Source organism: Bifidobacterium sp. LH_416, from assembly GCF_056357055.1.
Window position 1 is genome coordinate 617,079 of the sequence record NZ_JBKEVJ010000001.1, and the last position, 14,867, is coordinate 631,945.

Consider the following 14,867-nt stretch of genomic DNA (forward strand, 5'->3'; position numbering starts at 1 on the left):
TTCCGCTTACTGAGCAATCGGCAGGCTCAGGCTGAACGTACTCCCCTGGCCTTCTGCGCTCCATACGGTAACGTCACCATGATGCGTGAGGGCAACATGCTTGACGATGGCCAGACCGAGTCCCACACCGTCTGCAGTACGGTCAGTTTGCGAAGCACCGCGATAGAATCGCTCGAAAATACGAGATTGATCGTTTTTGGCAATTCCTGCACCCTGATCAATCACACGAATCACAGCACGGTTGCCATCTTTGGATGGCGATGCCGACACACTGACCACACCATTTTCCTTGGAATAGCCAATGGCATTCTCCACCAGCTTGGTCACCGCGCTATCGATTTGGTCAGCCAATCCATTGATTACCAAAGAATCATCGCCCTTAAGATGCAGCTGCACACCAGCCTGTTCAGCTTCAGGCTGCAGACGAGATATCGTAGCTCGCAACTGCTCCATAACATTCAATCGGTTCGCAGAAGATGGTGTAATCGGCTCCTGCGCACGAATCAGCAGCAGTAAATCAGACACCATATGATTCAGTTTGTTGCAGCTGGATCGCACTTGGCGAGCATCAGCAGTGATGCGCTCACGGTCAAGGCCGCCTTGTTCCAGCGAATCAGCCAACTGTGAGAGCGCTTGCGTAGGCTTGAGCAACTGTTCCGACACATTCGTAATGAATGAATCGCGAACCTGACCAAATCGCACTATCTCGCTGACATCAGTGATCAGCACAATGACGAATTTCTCACTGATGCGCGCCACCGTAACTTTCAGCCAATTGGGCCGGCTCACGGACTTCGTCTGCACATGATCAGACTTGGATCGCTCTTCGACATACCGTTCAGGAGTGGATGTAGTCAAGTCAAACTGGCGCTTGCCACCGGATTTGCGCGCTTCATGCACGGCATCAAGCACCGTGGCGTCCACGATGGCATCTTCCTCTACCACACCAAAGTGATAGGCAGCCGGACTGCACCGCACTACTCCATCATTGGAGTCCACCACAATCGAGGCCCCCGGCATCATGGACAGCAACGCAGCAGTATCGTCCGATAAATCATCGGTATCGTCGCCATCATCATGGCCAAAGTTCAATGTTATTTTTTGCGTAATCACTCCGACAACCACAAGAGCAATCACAATCAACAGCGCAACGGATAAGACAATAAGTGCGACCACGGCGGCGAACGGCATCTGTGACATGCCTACTATTGTTCCACACTCGGCGCGCCGGACATTACTTATAGCCACGGCGCGCCGATAAGATGAATAGCGAGTGAACAACCCAATGAACAGTTGAACAACTTGAGGTTGCGTTTAACTACGTTGATGTAGCGAGCATGAGTTGGAATAATAAACTGGTACAGGTTGCAACAAGCAAGCATGAAAGGCTAGAGAAATGCGCGTTATTTTCAACGAGGAGCTGAAGCAGGTTGCCGACGACCTCGACCATATGGCGCAGGATGTACGCAAGGCGATTAACGGTGCCGGCGAAGCCCTGCTCAAGCAGGACGTCGAGGCTGCACAGACCGTAATCGACGGCGACATCGAGATTGACGCCCTTGAATCCTCCGTCATCGACCAGTGCGTGAAGCTGCTCGCCAAGCAGAACCCGGTGGCCACTGATTTGCGCGTGGTGGTTTCCACGCTGCGTCTGGCCTCCACCTTCGAGCGTATGGGCGATTTGGCCCGTCACGTGGCAGAAGCTGCTCGCCGCACGTACCCGGCTTCCCCGCTGCCTGAGTCCGCTCAGCCGGTGTTTGCCGAGATGATTGCTTTCCTCAACAACACCGCGGATGAGCTGGTCAATCTGCTCAACAACCGTGATGAGCAGCATGCGGAAAGCATCATCCTGAACGATGACAAGCTCGACGACCTGCATCACAAGACCTTCGAGCTGGCTCTCTCCGATGATGTGACCCGTCAGCAGACCGTGGATATCGTGCTGCTGGGCCGCTTCCTGGAGCGTCTTGGCGATCACGCCGTCTCCGCTGCACGCCGCGTGGCTTACATTGTTTCCGGCTTCGATCCGTCCAAGAAGCCGACCCGCGATGAAGGCACCGACATCGACTGAATAGCGATAGCTACTGATAATTCAAGACCAATCCCCTAGGGGATGCCCGAAACGGCGATCCGGTTACGACTGGACGCCGTTTTCTTTTTGCCCTCCCCTCAGGCTCCCCTTGTCAGGGGAGCTGTCGGCGACAGCCGACTGAGGGGTAGTCACACTGAATATGTCAGCCAAACCGTACTTTGCCAGCATTTGCTGCTCACATAGAAAAAGGGACTGCACACGGATGTGCAGTCCCTTAATGTCTTGCAAGCGCCAGGCGCTTCAGATCACTTCTGGCCCTGAGCAGCGACGGCAGCGGCACCGGCAGCAGCAGCTTCCGGATCCAGGTACTCGCCACGCGGCTTGATCGGCTTGAAGTCCTCGTCCAGCTCGTACAGCAGCGGGATAGCAGTCGGGATGTTGACCTTGGCGATCTCTTCCTCGGACAGGTTATCCAGCATCTTGACGATGGCACGCAGGGAGTTGCCGTGAGCAGCAATCAGAACGGTCTTGCCAGCCTTCAGCTCCGGCTCAATAGCGGACTTGAAGTACGGCTCAACGCGCTTGACCACATCGGCCAGGCACTCAGCTTCCGGAACCGGGTCGCCGGTGTAACGCGGGTCGTGGTTCTGGGCGTACTGATCGTTCGGATCGATCTCGGGCGGCGGGGTGGCGTAGGAACGACGCCACAGCATGAACTTCTCGTCACCGTACTCTTCACGGATCTCGGTCTTGTTCTTGCCCTGCAGAGCGCCGTAGTGACGCTCGTTGAGACGCCAGTTACGCTCAACCGGAATCCACAGACGATCTGCGGCATCCAGTGCGATGTTGGCGGTGTTGATGGCGCGACGCAGCAGGGAGGTGAACACGATGTCCGGAAGGACGTTCTTCTCCTTGAGCAGCTCGCCACCGCGCTTGGCTTCGGCTTCACCCTGCTCGGTCAGCGGTACGTCGACCCAGCCGGTGAACTGGTTGGTTTTATTCCATGCGCTCTGTCCATGACGGAGCAGTACTAGTTTGTAAGACATACGGCCAGTCTACCGCCCAAACACGCCAAATGCGAGCATTCATCTTATGTTTTATGCATCGAAACCGTAACGTTACGAGATAATCGCGGCAATGGCCACAATCACCGCAAACAGCAGCGTTTGGAATCCTGCATCGCTTAACGCCGTACGGAATTGATGCTTTGGCACACTGGAAATCATACGAATGGGCACAGCAATGCCAGAAAGCAGCAAAATACCGCCCCATGGCATCCATAGATACATGCAGAGGAACAATCCGAGAATCCAAGCCACAATGCAACAGACCATCAGCAGTATCGTGGCTCCATGCTCTCCAAGGCGCACGGCCACCGTGAGCTTACCATGCTCACGATCGCTATCAATATCACGCAGATTATTGACCATCAGCAACATAGCAGCATTAAGACCACAGCAGATGGCCGCCGCAATACCCAATGCATCAACCGTGCCAGCCAATGCATATTCGGTACCCAAAACTGCGGCAAGTCCGAAGAACAGGAATACTGCCACTTCGCCGAACCCGGCATAGCCATACGGATGCTTGCCGCCGGTGTAGAACCAACCGGCAATCAAACCGAGCACACCAACCACCAGCAGCCACCATGCCTGCGAAATCAGCACTGCTGCCAATCCGCAGATGGCAGCCAGCGCCGCAGCAATGCCGGCAGCAGTCAGCACCTGCTTCGGCGGCACGCCAGAAGCCACCAAACGCTGCGGCTTTGCGCCTCGCTCATTCGGCGCTGATGTTGACTGCGATGCCGATTCCGCAGTATCCCGCCCGTCATCAGTGCCACGGATGCCATCGGAGTAGTCATTGGCGAAATTCACGGCAATCTGCAGGAACAGCGCCACGAGCATACATAGTATGGCGACTGGCCAAAAATGCGCAGATAGCACATCAGCTACAGCGCGATTATCAACACATTCCTGCGGCATTGGGGAAACTTCAATGCATGTGCCTAATTGGTTTATATGCTGCGAAGCCAGTGCCACACCGACCAACACCGGCGCAATCGAAGCGGGCAGGGTTTTAGGGCGAAGTCCGCTCAACCACAAACGTAGATTCATGCTTCCCAGCGTAGACCATGCAACCTGCTCAATATGCAAAAACCTCTCATCCACAGCAATCGGATGAGAGGCTTTTGCTTAAGTAAATCAGCTATATCAGCTGAACATCAGCCAACCAGCGGCTTGACCAGCGGGAAGGTGATGGTTTCACGAATCGTAGCACCGGTCAGTGCGATGAGCAGTCGGTCGATGCCCATGCCCATGCCGCCTGCCGGAGGCATGCCGACGCCGAGGGCCTCCAGGAAGTCCTCATCGATATCACATGCTTCCTCATCGCCGGCGAGCGCATCCTTGGCCTGGGCCACGAAGCGCTCACGCTGTACAACCGGATCGTTCAACTCGGAGTAGCCAGTGGCCAGCTCGAAGCCGCGCACGTAGAGATCCCACTTCTCCACCACGCCCGGCTTAGTACGGTGGCCCTTGACCAGCGGGGAAGTTTCAACCGGGAAGTCGCGCACGAAGGTGGGCTCGTAGAGCTTGTCCTCGTAGAAGTGCTCCCACAGGTGTTCGACAAGCTTGCCGTGGTTCTCTACGTCGTCACGCTCCACGCCGAGCTTGTCGGCGATTTCACCGAGGTGCTCAACGGAGGTGCCGGGGTGCTCAGGGCCGCCGTTCGGAATGATCTCCTCGCCGAGGGCTTCGGAAAGGGAATCGTACATGCTGATGGTCTTCCACTCGCCGCCGAAGTCGTATTCGGTGCCGTCGAGCAGGGTGACCTTGTGAGAGCCGTAGACGTCCATGGCGGTCTTCTGCACCAGTTCCTTGACCAGCTGGCCAATGGAATCGTAAGTGCCGTAAGCCTGGTATGCCTCGACCATCGTGAACTCGGGGGCGTGCGTAGCGTCGACGCCCTCGTTGCGGAAGTCGCGGTTGATTTCGAACACGCGATCAATGCCGCCCACCAAGCAACGCTTCAGGAACAGTTCCGGAGCAATACGCAGGTAGAGGTCAAGGTCAAAGGCGTTCATATGCGTGGTGAACGGGCGAGCAGCCGCGCCACCGTGCAGGGTCTGCAGCATCGGGGTTTCAACCTCGAGGAAGTCATGGCTGGCGAACGTGTTGCGCAGGGAAGCCACGGCCTTAGAACGGTTGCGCACCATGTTGCGAGTCTTCTCGTCCGCGATCATGGCGATATACGGCTTGCGAGTGCGGGTGTCTTCGTTCAGATCCTTATGCAGGGCCGGCAACGGCTGCAGAGCCTTGGAAGCGATGGCCCATTCAGTGGCGAATACGGACAGTTCACCAGTCTTGGATGCGATTACGCGGCCCTTCAAGTACAGGTGATCACCAAGATCCACCAGCTGCTTGAACTGCTTCAAGGAATCAGCGCCAATCTCCTTCTTGGAGATCATGCCCTGAATCTTCGTGCCGTCGCCTGCAGCCAGCTGCACGAAGCACAGGCCACCGGCGTTGCGCAGGAACAGCACACGACCAGCGATGCCGACCATGTCTTCGGTTTCCTGACCGGCTTCGAGCTTGCCGTCATACTTAGCGCGCACAGCTTCAATAGTGCTCGTCACATCCAGATGCACCGGGTAAGGGGCAATGCCGGCGTCCAGCATCATCGCGCGCTTAGCCACGCGCATCTGTACCTGCTCCGGGTGGGCCAGCGGACCAAATTCCTTGTTGGACGGGTCCACAGCTTCATCCAGCGTGGCACCAGCCTTGATCTTTTCAGTAATAGTGGCGTCCTGCTTGAGCAGCATTTCCGCACACTCAACGGTAGTCATCTGCGGGACTGCCGGGGTTTCGTTCTCGATATTTTCGGTATTTTCTACAACTTCAGCCATGGTTCTTCAGTGTACGCAAGACCGGCGATTAAGAATTCGCCCCAAAATCCTGCCGCGACACGCCGATTTTGCAACCCAACCAAAATACTGTAATATCTACGTCTGTTGCCAAAACGGGCTGTAGCGCAGCTTGGTAGCGCGCTTCGTTCGGGACGAAGAGGCCGCGGGTTCAAATCCCGCCAGCCCGACAACTCAGAGGGCCATCGGTGAAAGCCGGTGGCCCTTTTGCTATGTTTGCTACGTGTTTGCTATGTGCCCCATGGCACAATCACAGAGGAGAATCAGAATGAAGAAAAGCTTGCTTGCACTTGCTTCGGGCGCCTTCATCCTCGGCGCGGCCGAATTCGTCATGATGGGCATCTTGCCGCAGGCCGCCGAAGCCACACACGTTTCCATTCCAACCGCGGGCAACTACATCTCCGCCTACGCCATCGGCGTGTGCATCGGCACGCTGATCTTGGTGTTCGGTCGCAAAGTTCCGCCACGCAATCTGATTGTGCTGTTTATGGTGATTGCGCTCGTGGGCAATACCATGTCCGCATTCGCGCCGAACGCCGCTATTCTGATCGTAGCTCGCTTCATCTCCGGCCTACCTCATGGCGCATTCTTCGGCACCGCTACATTAATCGCCAAAACACTTGCCGATAAGGGCAAAGAGGCACAGGCCGTATCAATCATGGTGACCGGTCAGACCGTAGCCAATATGCTCGGCGTACCGGCTGGAACCTTGCTGGCCGAATATCTGAATTGGCGACTGGCTTTCGGCGTGCTTGCCGCTTGGGCCGCCATGACCATCGTGCTCACTATCACGATGATTCCGTATGTGGCACCAATCAAGGATGCCGGCATCGCCGGTCAGTTCAAGTTCCTAACTCGCCGTGGCCCGTGGGTGATTCTGGCCGCCGTCTTCACCGGCAATGCCGGCGTATTCTGCTGGTGGAGCTACGTCTCCCCCTGGCTGCAAAAGACCGGCGGATGGCCGTCTTCTCTCGTGCCGTTGATGATGATGCTCGCTGGCTTCGGCATGGTGGTCGGCGGACTGATCGGTGGCCGTATTACCGATCGTTGGCGTCACGCCGGTACTGCCGCGCTTGGCCAGACTATTTCTGGCATCGGTCTGCTTATGGTGCTGCTCTTGCCGGGCAATCATTTCACTACGGCTTTGCTCACGTTCTGGATTGCGTTCGGCCTGTTCTTTATTTCCGCTCCGCAGCAGTTGTTGATGACGGAAGCCGGCCAGGGCGGCGGCGAGCTTATCGCAGGCGCTGCCGTGCAGGTGGCGTTCAACTTCGGTAATGCAGTCGGTTCGATTATCGGCGGCGCCATGTTGACCGGATTCTCGATGAATTACCGATTCACTGGCTTGGGCGGCCTGCCACTGGCCATTTTGTCGGTCGGTTTGCTCACCTTCTACTCCTGGCGTTGCGAGGGAGACACCGAAGCCGTTCACCGCATGCGCGAAATCAAAGTCGACTGACGGTTGACTGTAGGTTTTTCGACACTGACTGTAGGTTTTCTAGCATCGACTGTAGGGAAACCAACACTGACTGACGGTTTTTGGACAGAAAACGTCGGTTTCCCTACAGTCGATGTTGGTTTTCCTACAGTCAGTGTCAGCTTCCCTACAGTCAGTGTCGAAAAACCTACAGTCATGGATAAAAGTCACAGATAAAAGCCCTAGATAAGCCACAGATAAGTCAAGGATAGACAGACAGAAGTGTTGGCTAGGGGCTAAGCCACAGGTTTATGGCGCAAAATGCTGAGGCTGCTACAGACAGAAGCGTCGGCTGAGAGCTAAGTCACAGGTGATTATGGGTATGCACACTTCCGCCTGCCTCTAGACTGGTACAGGAATCGGTCCAAGGAGGTACATGGTGGTTGACGAAGACGCATTGCTCGAGCAGTTTGCCGCACAGTTCGCACATGGTCCCGGAGATCTGGACGATACGGCCGGTCTTCAGGATTCAGCCGAGGCAACTGAAAACACTGAAGAGGCGCCTGCCACCTTTGATGTCAATGATTTTCTGCATGGTCTGGACGATATTTTCAACCGTCACGCCGCTTCCACCGAAGCCGGTCCATATTTAGAGCAGGCAGCCATCGATGCGGAGAACGCTGGCGATGAAGCGGGTCTTCTGACCGTATTAAACGAAACTTTGGGTTTCAATCGTTCGCAAGGCAAGCACAAGGAAAACCAGTGGATTGTGCAACGCACCATTGAGCTGGCGTTACGCATGGGTTTGGAAGGCTCCGAAGTCTGGGCCACCACGCTGATTAATTGCGCTACAGCCATGCGCGCGGCTCACCAGTACGATCAGGCCGAAGACCTGTATGGCCAAGCGTTGACCTGCGCCCAAAAGGTGTATCAATCCAACGACCGCCGCCTGGCTGCACTTCACAATAATTATTCCATGCTCTACAGCGAAACCAATCGTTTGCCGCAAGCTGAAGATGAATTGCGTAAGGCTCTGCATATCATCGAAGCATCAAGCGTCAACCCGGATGAAGATATTGATGTAGCTTCGTCCAACACCAATCTGGCATTAGTTCTGCTGCAGGAAAACAAACTCCAAGATGCGCACGTGCACGCGGCCAAGGCCCTGACCATCTATGAAAACGGCAAGCTGACCCATAGTGCTCATTATGCTTCTGCATTGGCTGGATTCGCCCAAGTCCTGTACGCCGAAAAGCATTACAGCGAGGCAGTTGCACATTATCGCAGCGCTTTGGCTGTAATTGCCGAATGCTATGGCGAGGATACGGATTATTACCGTATTACCGCAGAGAATCTGCACGAGGCTGAGGCAAAAGCCGGTAGTACGGATGATCTCTCGGATACGAACACGGCAGATAACATAGCAGACAACACATCCAATGTGCACAATGCTGGTATCGCAGCATCTTCTGCCGTCTGCCCGGTATCTGGTCTCAAATTGGCTCGTGAATTCTGGACACAGGTTGGCAAACCAATGGTTGCACAGCGTTACCCAGACTATGCTTCCCGCATTGCAACCGGTTTGGTTGGCCATGGTTCAGAATGCTATGGGTTCGATGATCAATATTCTCAGGATCATGATTTTGGTCCGCGATTCTGCCTGTGGTTGTCTGACGAGGATTACGCGGCTATTGGAGAACAGCTGCAGGCCGATTATGAGGATCTGCCACGTGACTTTGCCGTAGATGCAAACGGTACTGTACGTTTCGAGGGTTCAGATAGCAACAACAGTACTGCTGCGAACAAATCTGATTCCGCTACTCAGCACTTCTCCCCCGCCACTCCGCGCGCACAGGGCGCAAACCGACGCGATGGCGTATTCCGCATCGGTGATTTCTTCGCATCGATTACTGGCTACGCTGCCGCTCCCGCTCAAGATAAACCCCACGAATGGCTCATGATTGATGAGGCTACGCTCGCAGCGGCGACGAATGGAGCAATATTCCAAGACCCGACCGGCGCATTTTCCAAAGTTCGTCAAGGGTTCAAGGACATGCCGGAAGACGTGCGTTTGTCGCTTATTTCCAAGAGGCTCGGCATGATTGCACAAGCCGGGCAATACAATCTGCCGCGTTCCTTGAAGCGTGGTGATTCAGCCGCGGCTTGGCTGTCCATCAGCGAGTTCGTGAATGCCACAGCTTCGTTGGTCTTCCTTATTAATAAGCCATTGGTGGCAGGTTACTTGCCGTATTACAAGTGGCAGTTTGCCGCATTACGTAAACTGTCCGGTTCAATGTTCGCGCTCCTGCCGGATATCTGTGAACAATTGGAGACGGTGATGCGCCTGAGTTCGGCAGCCTGCTTTGGCGGAGCTGGATTCGGTGAAGGCGGCAAGGGAGCAGGGCCCGCTGCGGCCACCATTCAGGAGACAGTGGAACGCATTGCTGCTGCCATCGTCAAGGAATTGCGGCGCGAAGGACTCACTACGTCTGAGGAAACATTCCTTGAATGGCAGAGACCGTATGTAGAGGAGCATATTCAGTCCGATAATCCTGTATTGAGGAGTTTATGATGACCATCGAGCTCAATGATGAGGAACTGCGCGAGAATATTGTGCGCCATGAATGGAACCAGTTCCAGAACACTAATAATGAAGGCGGTCGCGCGGCCTGCCAAGGCAATTGGCCAGTGTTCCATCAGATGCGATTGGCTCAATTCCTCACGTGGAATCATGATTTGCTGATCAGCTATGAGGCCGATTTAACGGCCGCGGATACTGTAGATCGCAACCTTATTACCGAGAAATACGGTCGTATGATGGCATCTACCGCGCCGGAAGAATTCAAGCGCAATATTGAGCCGTTCATTCCGCAACTGCCTGCAGAACGCATTGCACGCCAAGAGCAGGTTATCAAACAGCAAGTGGCGTGGGCTGCTGATTTTCGTGCACGATATCCTAAGCTTGGGCAAGCCATGCGCGTACTGACTACCGATGAGGACACTGCTCAGGCAACCTCGTTTGAGACCTATCTGCGTGGCGAACTTGGCACCTATTCGGCCGCCACGTTCAATCTGTATGAGGCGATGATTCGCGAACGCGCTGCAGCTACTCCCGCACGCAATATCACCGAGGAAACACTACTCCACACCGTGCAGCTCGGTGGATTCTCCAGTCTTGAGGAGGCAGAAGCCATTCAAGCGGCTCACTAACTGAACAATCCCCAGAAAGCCATGGATAGTAGGGTGCAGCAGGCGGCGGCAACAACCAGTAGACAGACCGCACGGCGCATACCGGTAATAACGTGTCGTTCCGACCACAGGTATTCTCCACCCCAGGCGAGCATGACAACCACGAATACGGCGATCAACTGCAACACATGCCATCCTATGGAGAACATGTGCGGTGCCGGCGTCATGGCAAACACCGCCGCGGTACCTACAGCAGCCAAATAGCCATACAGCAATACGGACGCTGCTGCCAGTGCAATTCCCACTGCCCAGCAAGGTTCAGCGATACTAATCACTGCTGTGTCATGCATAGGCAATTCGGATGCCGTGTGCAGGGATGCGCGCTTGCCACGCATCCAAACATCTGCGCTGCTTCGTCTGCGCAGCATTGTTTGAACCGCCACAATACCGCCGAGCACTACTGCGGCCGCCAATAATGCCGGGCCTGCGATCATAACGCCGACCAGTACTCCTAAAGATCCGATGATTCCGGAATTCGTTCGGCGCGGTGCTGCAAATTGTTGGTTTGGCGTAGCACCAGCCACCTGCGGTGTGGCCCAACCGGTGGTTTCCGCACCAGCAGCGACACCGTTCACCCAATTTTCCAATGCTTGCGTATATCCGTCAGCCAATGGCAAACCTGGAGCGAACAGTCCTTTGCCGGCACGCATCTGATGGTTACCGGCAAAATAGCGCACAGTGACGTGATTATTGCCGTGACGCGCCGCCACTCGCATAATGCGCTGTGCGCCCTGCTCGATAGGCATGGCAGTGTCGTATATGCCGTAGCTCACCAGCACCGGCATCGTGAGGGATTGCAAGTATTCGTCAGCATCAAAATCGGCATATTGCAAGCCGAAAGGCCGGTAATCCAAAGACAGCAGTTTCATCGTGTCTGTAATTACCGGCCGCGGAGCGCCAGCCTCGGAAGTATAGGCGCTCATGGCCATGGCCATCTGCTCGCGCCCTTTGAACACAGGCGCTGATGTGAGTGCGGCGAAAGCGATATCATGCCGCTCAGATGCCAGAATCGTGGCAATCCATGTACCTTCTGATTCCGCATAGATACCAGTGCTGGATTGATTTACACTGTCAACTTCTCGCAGAACATCCAATGCTTTACTGTATTCGCGGGCGAATCGTTGGTAGTCACGGTGGAACACCGTATAGTTTTCATTGCTTTTGGCTGGGACTAATGTCACGATGCCTGAGGAGGCCATCGCATTGGCAATATCACCGAAATCTTCGGCACCGCTGGTTCCGGAACCGTGAATGAATAAACATGCCGGACGCTTGCCAGGTGCATTCACTGGCTCGCGCAATACTGCGGGTAATACCATGCCGCCGCCAACATTGATGGATAGCTGGGTTTCGCGGGTTTTATACCGCCCCTCATGATTGATATTCGCTTGAGCGGGAATGATGGAGGGATCAGATGATGCCACAGTGATGTGGTCAGTATATGGTTTGGTATTCCACCGTGGCATCATCGCCCAGCCGAGTAATGCGCAGATCAGCAGAAGTATCAGCGCAACACCAGCAATGCGCACTACTCGTTTCATCTATCCTCCCAATGCATGAACCAGGCACAGGTGTACTCGCATCACTGCCCAGATGACCGTTGTTTCTTTTTGGCGGATCCCATAACGGCCCAGATAATGGCCACAAGAACCAGAATCACACCCATGGCACCGCAGATAACGGCAATCAATACGCGCGGATCAATGTAGAAGCTTTCAATCAGCAGGCCTGGGAATGCCCAGCCGAATGCCAGTCCGACAACACCGATCAGCATGCCCAGCACACCGAAAATAACAGTCGGAATACTGGCTCCGCGTTTAGGCGCCTGCGTATCTTGAGGCTTCGGCTGCACAGGTTCCGATTGCACAGGTTCCGATTGCGCAGGTTCCGATTGCGCAGGTTCCGGCTGAGCAAATGCTTCTGTCAGAGGGACGTTCAAGTCAGGCTTGGCTGCAGGTTCAGATGCTGCTGGAATCTTCTCTGCGGCAGTACCCTCGAGCTTTTCGGCATCTGCTGACTCTTCCATGTCAGCCACTGATTGCAGCGCAATAGTGTCTGCTTCTGGTTGCCCATCAGCTTGTCCATCAGTCGGCAGTACCTGAGTTTGCTGCTCATCATCCGCCGTTGGCAATACCTGAGTCTCACTGCCATCGGCCACGGACTCGAACACCTTGGTCTCGCCATCCTCCGACTCCATAGGAATCGTCTGGGTTTGAGAGATGTCCTGAACGGACTGGAACACCTTGGTTTCGTTGACTTCGTTGCTCATTGTTCCGTCTCCTTATTGGAGCTATTGGAGGATTTGGAGTCTTGGCCGCTGTTGGCGTAACCGGATTCAGCATCTAGATAGCGTTGACGTTCTTTATCTCCGGATTCGGTGCCGTAGCGGTCGGCGTATTCACGGAAGGTGTAATCCTCCCAATCAGAGGCATAGACCACGTTGATACGGCCTTCTACGGTATAAGGCACATTGATCAGTAATTCCGGACCGTTTTCCGGCATCAGATCACCGTTCATCATCCATTCGTAATTCTTCCCGGCGTTGGAATTGTAATCCCACGCGCCACTGTCATCCAATGAAATATTGAAATGACTGTTCAGATCATAGACCAGCGAGTATTTGCCACCTACGCCGGTCGGTCCGACTATGTAGCCATAGGTGCCGGAACCAAAGCCATAAGAGCAGCCGTCCGGCAGGATGATATGCGTCTGCGCGCGTACCGCACCCACCGTAATCGTGCCCACAGGGCAGTTGCTGGTAATGGTATTGCCGTTATACAGCTTCACCTGATGAGGCTGATGGGTATCCGACCAAGCAGACATGTCAAGGATCGCTTTGCTTTCCTCATAACTATCACCATGGAACGTAACGCCTTGCTTCAATGTGTTGAAGGTGCGATCGCTGGAATCAGCCACAAGGGTACGGCCAACCTGAACCTCATTCATGTCATATGCGTTTTCAGAACCATAGTTTTTTGTGAGCTCAATAGACTGCAGCGTATATTGCCTGTCTGCAAGCGTGTAGTTGTACCAAGAGGCAGAGTATGTGCCGCACAACATAATCATGCAGACTGCGCAGAACCCAGCGATAAGTCCCAGTGGAATCAAGCCTCCGGCACGCCGGCCTTTCATGCCCAAAACCACTACGACGATGCCCATAACAACGCACAAGGCAGAGATCCACAGTGTGCCGATACGGACCAATGATTCAACGCCGAGATTATCGAACCATACCCATCCCATAATCGCAGAGAACGAGATGAAGGCAATGCCCAGTATGCTCAGCACCACAATGGGTCCAGCTGGCTTGCGCCGGGTGGATTTGGCAGATGGCGAGGAGTTCGCGGAAGCCACAGGATACGCTGAGGCAACCGGAACAGAACGTGAAACACCCTGTGAAACATAAGGTGGCGTTACTGGGGTAGCCGGTGGAATTGGCGCGGTCGGTGGAATCTGAGGTGAGAATGGCCCTGCAGTACCCTGCGGCATAACCGGATTCGACTGTGGTGCAACCGGATTCGACTGTGGTGCAACCGGATTCGGCATAACCGGCTGCGGCTGCGGCTGCGGTGGCATGCCATACCCATTATTTTGCGCGTACGACTGGGGAGAGCCATACGGAGCAAACGGCCCGCCAGTCATGCCGCCTTGCATCATGCCAGGATTGCCTGCGTAATTCGGACCAGCTGGCCCAGACTGGTTAAATGGCATGTTCTTTCGCGCCCTGCGATACCCGAAACCGTATCCTTCGCGCTGCCGAATACCGCTTTTAGCCAACCACCAGAGGGTAGCCGCCGCCAGCACAATGCATATCCAACCTGCTCCCGGAATCACCAGAGCCACAGCGAGGAATACAAAGCAACCGAGGCAAGTCCAATCCCATCGCCCAGCAATAAGTTCTTCAGCAAGGATGCGCCCGTCTCTCGAATCCGGCATCAGGAACCATCCGAATGCATACAATGCTGCACCAAATCCAAAGAGCAAAGTGGCGACAATAATCAGTGCGCGCACCAGCGTAGGACTCCAACCCAGCCGAGCGGCAATACCACTGCATACACCGCCAATCCACCGGTCATCGCCGCGCATCAGACCGCTGGACCGGATCCAAGTAAAGAATCGCTGCGCAATACCTTTGCGCGGCGGTTTGTTGTAATTCATATTGGAAGTGCTCATGGTTCCATTACAGCGCGCGGAACGTGCCATACTCCCCGTGAAACACCCTGATTCATCCCTGAACCTTGGCTTAA

The 14,867-nt window shown here is 54.9% G+C and carries 11 protein-coding genes and 1 tRNA gene; 5 read left to right on the forward strand and 7 right to left on the reverse strand.

Annotation, left to right across the window (positions count from 1 at the left end; all coding sequences use genetic code 11):
- Nucleotides 1-6: 6 nt before the first annotated feature.
- A complete protein-coding gene (locus AC1AY0_RS02650; RefSeq protein ID WP_476524424.1) occupies nucleotides 7-1,200 on the reverse strand; it encodes a sensor histidine kinase in 1,194 nt (397 codons plus the stop codon).
- Nucleotides 1,201-1,396: 196 nt separating this feature from the next.
- Between AC1AY0_RS02650 and phoU the strand changes: the two genes are divergently transcribed.
- Nucleotides 1,397-2,071 (forward strand): phosphate signaling complex protein PhoU, encoded by a 675-nt coding sequence (phoU, locus tag AC1AY0_RS02655; protein WP_476524426.1) that lies wholly within the window; start codon nucleotides 1,397-1,399, stop codon nucleotides 2,069-2,071.
- 266 nt (nucleotides 2,072-2,337) lie between these two features.
- Here phoU and AC1AY0_RS02660 read toward each other — a convergent pair whose 3' ends face one another.
- From AC1AY0_RS02660 to lysS, 3 genes are all read right to left on the reverse strand, one after another.
- Complete coding sequence (locus tag AC1AY0_RS02660; RefSeq protein ID WP_476524428.1) at nucleotides 2,338-3,078, reverse strand: phosphoglyceromutase; 741 nt, start codon at nucleotides 3,076-3,078, stop codon at nucleotides 2,338-2,340.
- 72 nt (nucleotides 3,079-3,150) lie between these two features.
- Nucleotides 3,151-4,146 carry a 1,4-dihydroxy-2-naphthoate octaprenyltransferase gene (menA, locus tag AC1AY0_RS02665; RefSeq protein ID WP_476524430.1) on the reverse strand — a complete coding sequence of 332 codons (996 nt, stop codon included), beginning with the start codon at nucleotides 4,144-4,146 and terminating at the stop codon, nucleotides 3,151-3,153.
- Between the two features lie 107 nt (nucleotides 4,147-4,253).
- Nucleotides 4,254-5,936, reverse strand: a complete 1,683-nt coding sequence (gene lysS, locus AC1AY0_RS02670) for a lysine--tRNA ligase (RefSeq protein ID WP_476524432.1) — start codon at nucleotides 5,934-5,936, stop codon at nucleotides 4,254-4,256.
- Nucleotides 5,937-6,050: 114 nt separating this feature from the next.
- Between lysS and AC1AY0_RS02675 the strand changes: the two genes are divergently transcribed.
- From AC1AY0_RS02675 to AC1AY0_RS02690, 4 genes are all read left to right on the forward strand, one after another.
- A tRNA-Pro gene (locus AC1AY0_RS02675) sits at nucleotides 6,051-6,124 on the forward strand.
- Nucleotides 6,125-6,222: 98 nt separating this feature from the next.
- On the forward strand, nucleotides 6,223-7,413 hold the full coding sequence (locus AC1AY0_RS02680) for an MFS transporter (protein WP_476524434.1): 1,191 nt from the start codon (nucleotides 6,223-6,225) through the stop codon (nucleotides 7,411-7,413).
- A gap of 394 nt (nucleotides 7,414-7,807) precedes the next feature.
- Complete coding sequence (locus tag AC1AY0_RS02685) at nucleotides 7,808-9,943, forward strand: DUF4037 domain-containing protein (RefSeq protein WP_476524436.1); 2,136 nt, start codon at nucleotides 7,808-7,810, stop codon at nucleotides 9,941-9,943.
- A complete protein-coding gene (locus AC1AY0_RS02690; protein WP_476524488.1) occupies nucleotides 9,943-10,581 on the forward strand; it encodes a DUF4125 family protein in 639 nt (212 codons plus the stop codon). Before AC1AY0_RS02685 ends, AC1AY0_RS02690 begins: the two co-directional genes overlap by 1 nt.
- On the opposite strand, the gene AC1AY0_RS02695 is transcribed toward AC1AY0_RS02690, so the two are convergent.
- The 3 genes from AC1AY0_RS02695 to AC1AY0_RS02705 are packed head-to-tail and all read right to left on the reverse strand — an operon-like array spanning nucleotide 10,578 to nucleotide 14,793.
- A complete protein-coding gene (locus tag AC1AY0_RS02695) occupies nucleotides 10,578-12,161 on the reverse strand; it encodes an alpha/beta hydrolase family protein (protein WP_476524437.1) in 1,584 nt (527 codons plus the stop codon). The two genes, AC1AY0_RS02690 and AC1AY0_RS02695, sit on opposite strands and share 4 nt — an antisense overlap.
- A 41-nt stretch (nucleotides 12,162-12,202) precedes the next feature.
- Entirely contained in the window at nucleotides 12,203-12,889 is a 687-nt protein-coding gene (locus AC1AY0_RS02700; RefSeq protein ID WP_476524439.1) for a hypothetical protein, read from the reverse strand.
- The gene (locus AC1AY0_RS02705) at nucleotides 12,886-14,793 is read right to left on the reverse strand and encodes a PspC domain-containing protein (protein WP_476525755.1); all 1,908 of its coding nucleotides are present in this window, start codon (nucleotides 14,791-14,793) and stop codon (nucleotides 12,886-12,888) included. Before AC1AY0_RS02705 ends, AC1AY0_RS02700 begins: the two co-directional genes overlap by 4 nt.
- Nucleotides 14,794-14,867: the final 74 nt, after the last annotated feature.

Bases quoted from the DNA above. Each gene is read 5' to 3' on its own strand.
- AC1AY0_RS02685 (WP_476524436.1), top strand. From the start codon at position 7,808: ATGGTGGTTGACGAAGACGCATTGCTCGAGCAGTTTGCCGCACAGTTC.
- AC1AY0_RS02680 (WP_476524434.1), top strand. From the start codon at position 6,223: ATGAAGAAAAGCTTGCTTGCACTTGCTTCGGGCGCCTTCATCCTCGGC.
- lysS (WP_476524432.1), bottom strand. From the start codon at position 5,936: ATGGCTGAAGTTGTAGAAAATACCGAAAATATCGAGAACGAAACCCCG.
- phoU (WP_476524426.1), top strand. From the start codon at position 1,397: ATGCGCGTTATTTTCAACGAGGAGCTGAAGCAGGTTGCCGACGACCTC.
- AC1AY0_RS02700 (WP_476524439.1), bottom strand. From the start codon at position 12,889: ATGAGCAACGAAGTCAACGAAACCAAGGTGTTCCAGTCCGTTCAGGAC.
- AC1AY0_RS02705 (WP_476525755.1), bottom strand. From the start codon at position 14,793: ATGAGCACTTCCAATATGAATTACAACAAACCGCCGCGCAAAGGTATT.
- AC1AY0_RS02695 (WP_476524437.1), bottom strand. From the start codon at position 12,161: ATGAAACGAGTAGTGCGCATTGCTGGTGTTGCGCTGATACTTCTGCTG.
- AC1AY0_RS02650 (WP_476524424.1), bottom strand. From the start codon at position 1,200: ATGTCACAGATGCCGTTCGCCGCCGTGGTCGCACTTATTGTCTTATCC.
- AC1AY0_RS02690 (WP_476524488.1), top strand. From the start codon at position 9,943: ATGACCATCGAGCTCAATGATGAGGAACTGCGCGAGAATATTGTGCGC.
- menA (WP_476524430.1), bottom strand. From the start codon at position 4,146: ATGAATCTACGTTTGTGGTTGAGCGGACTTCGCCCTAAAACCCTGCCC.
- AC1AY0_RS02660 (WP_476524428.1), bottom strand. From the start codon at position 3,078: ATGTCTTACAAACTAGTACTGCTCCGTCATGGACAGAGCGCATGGAAT.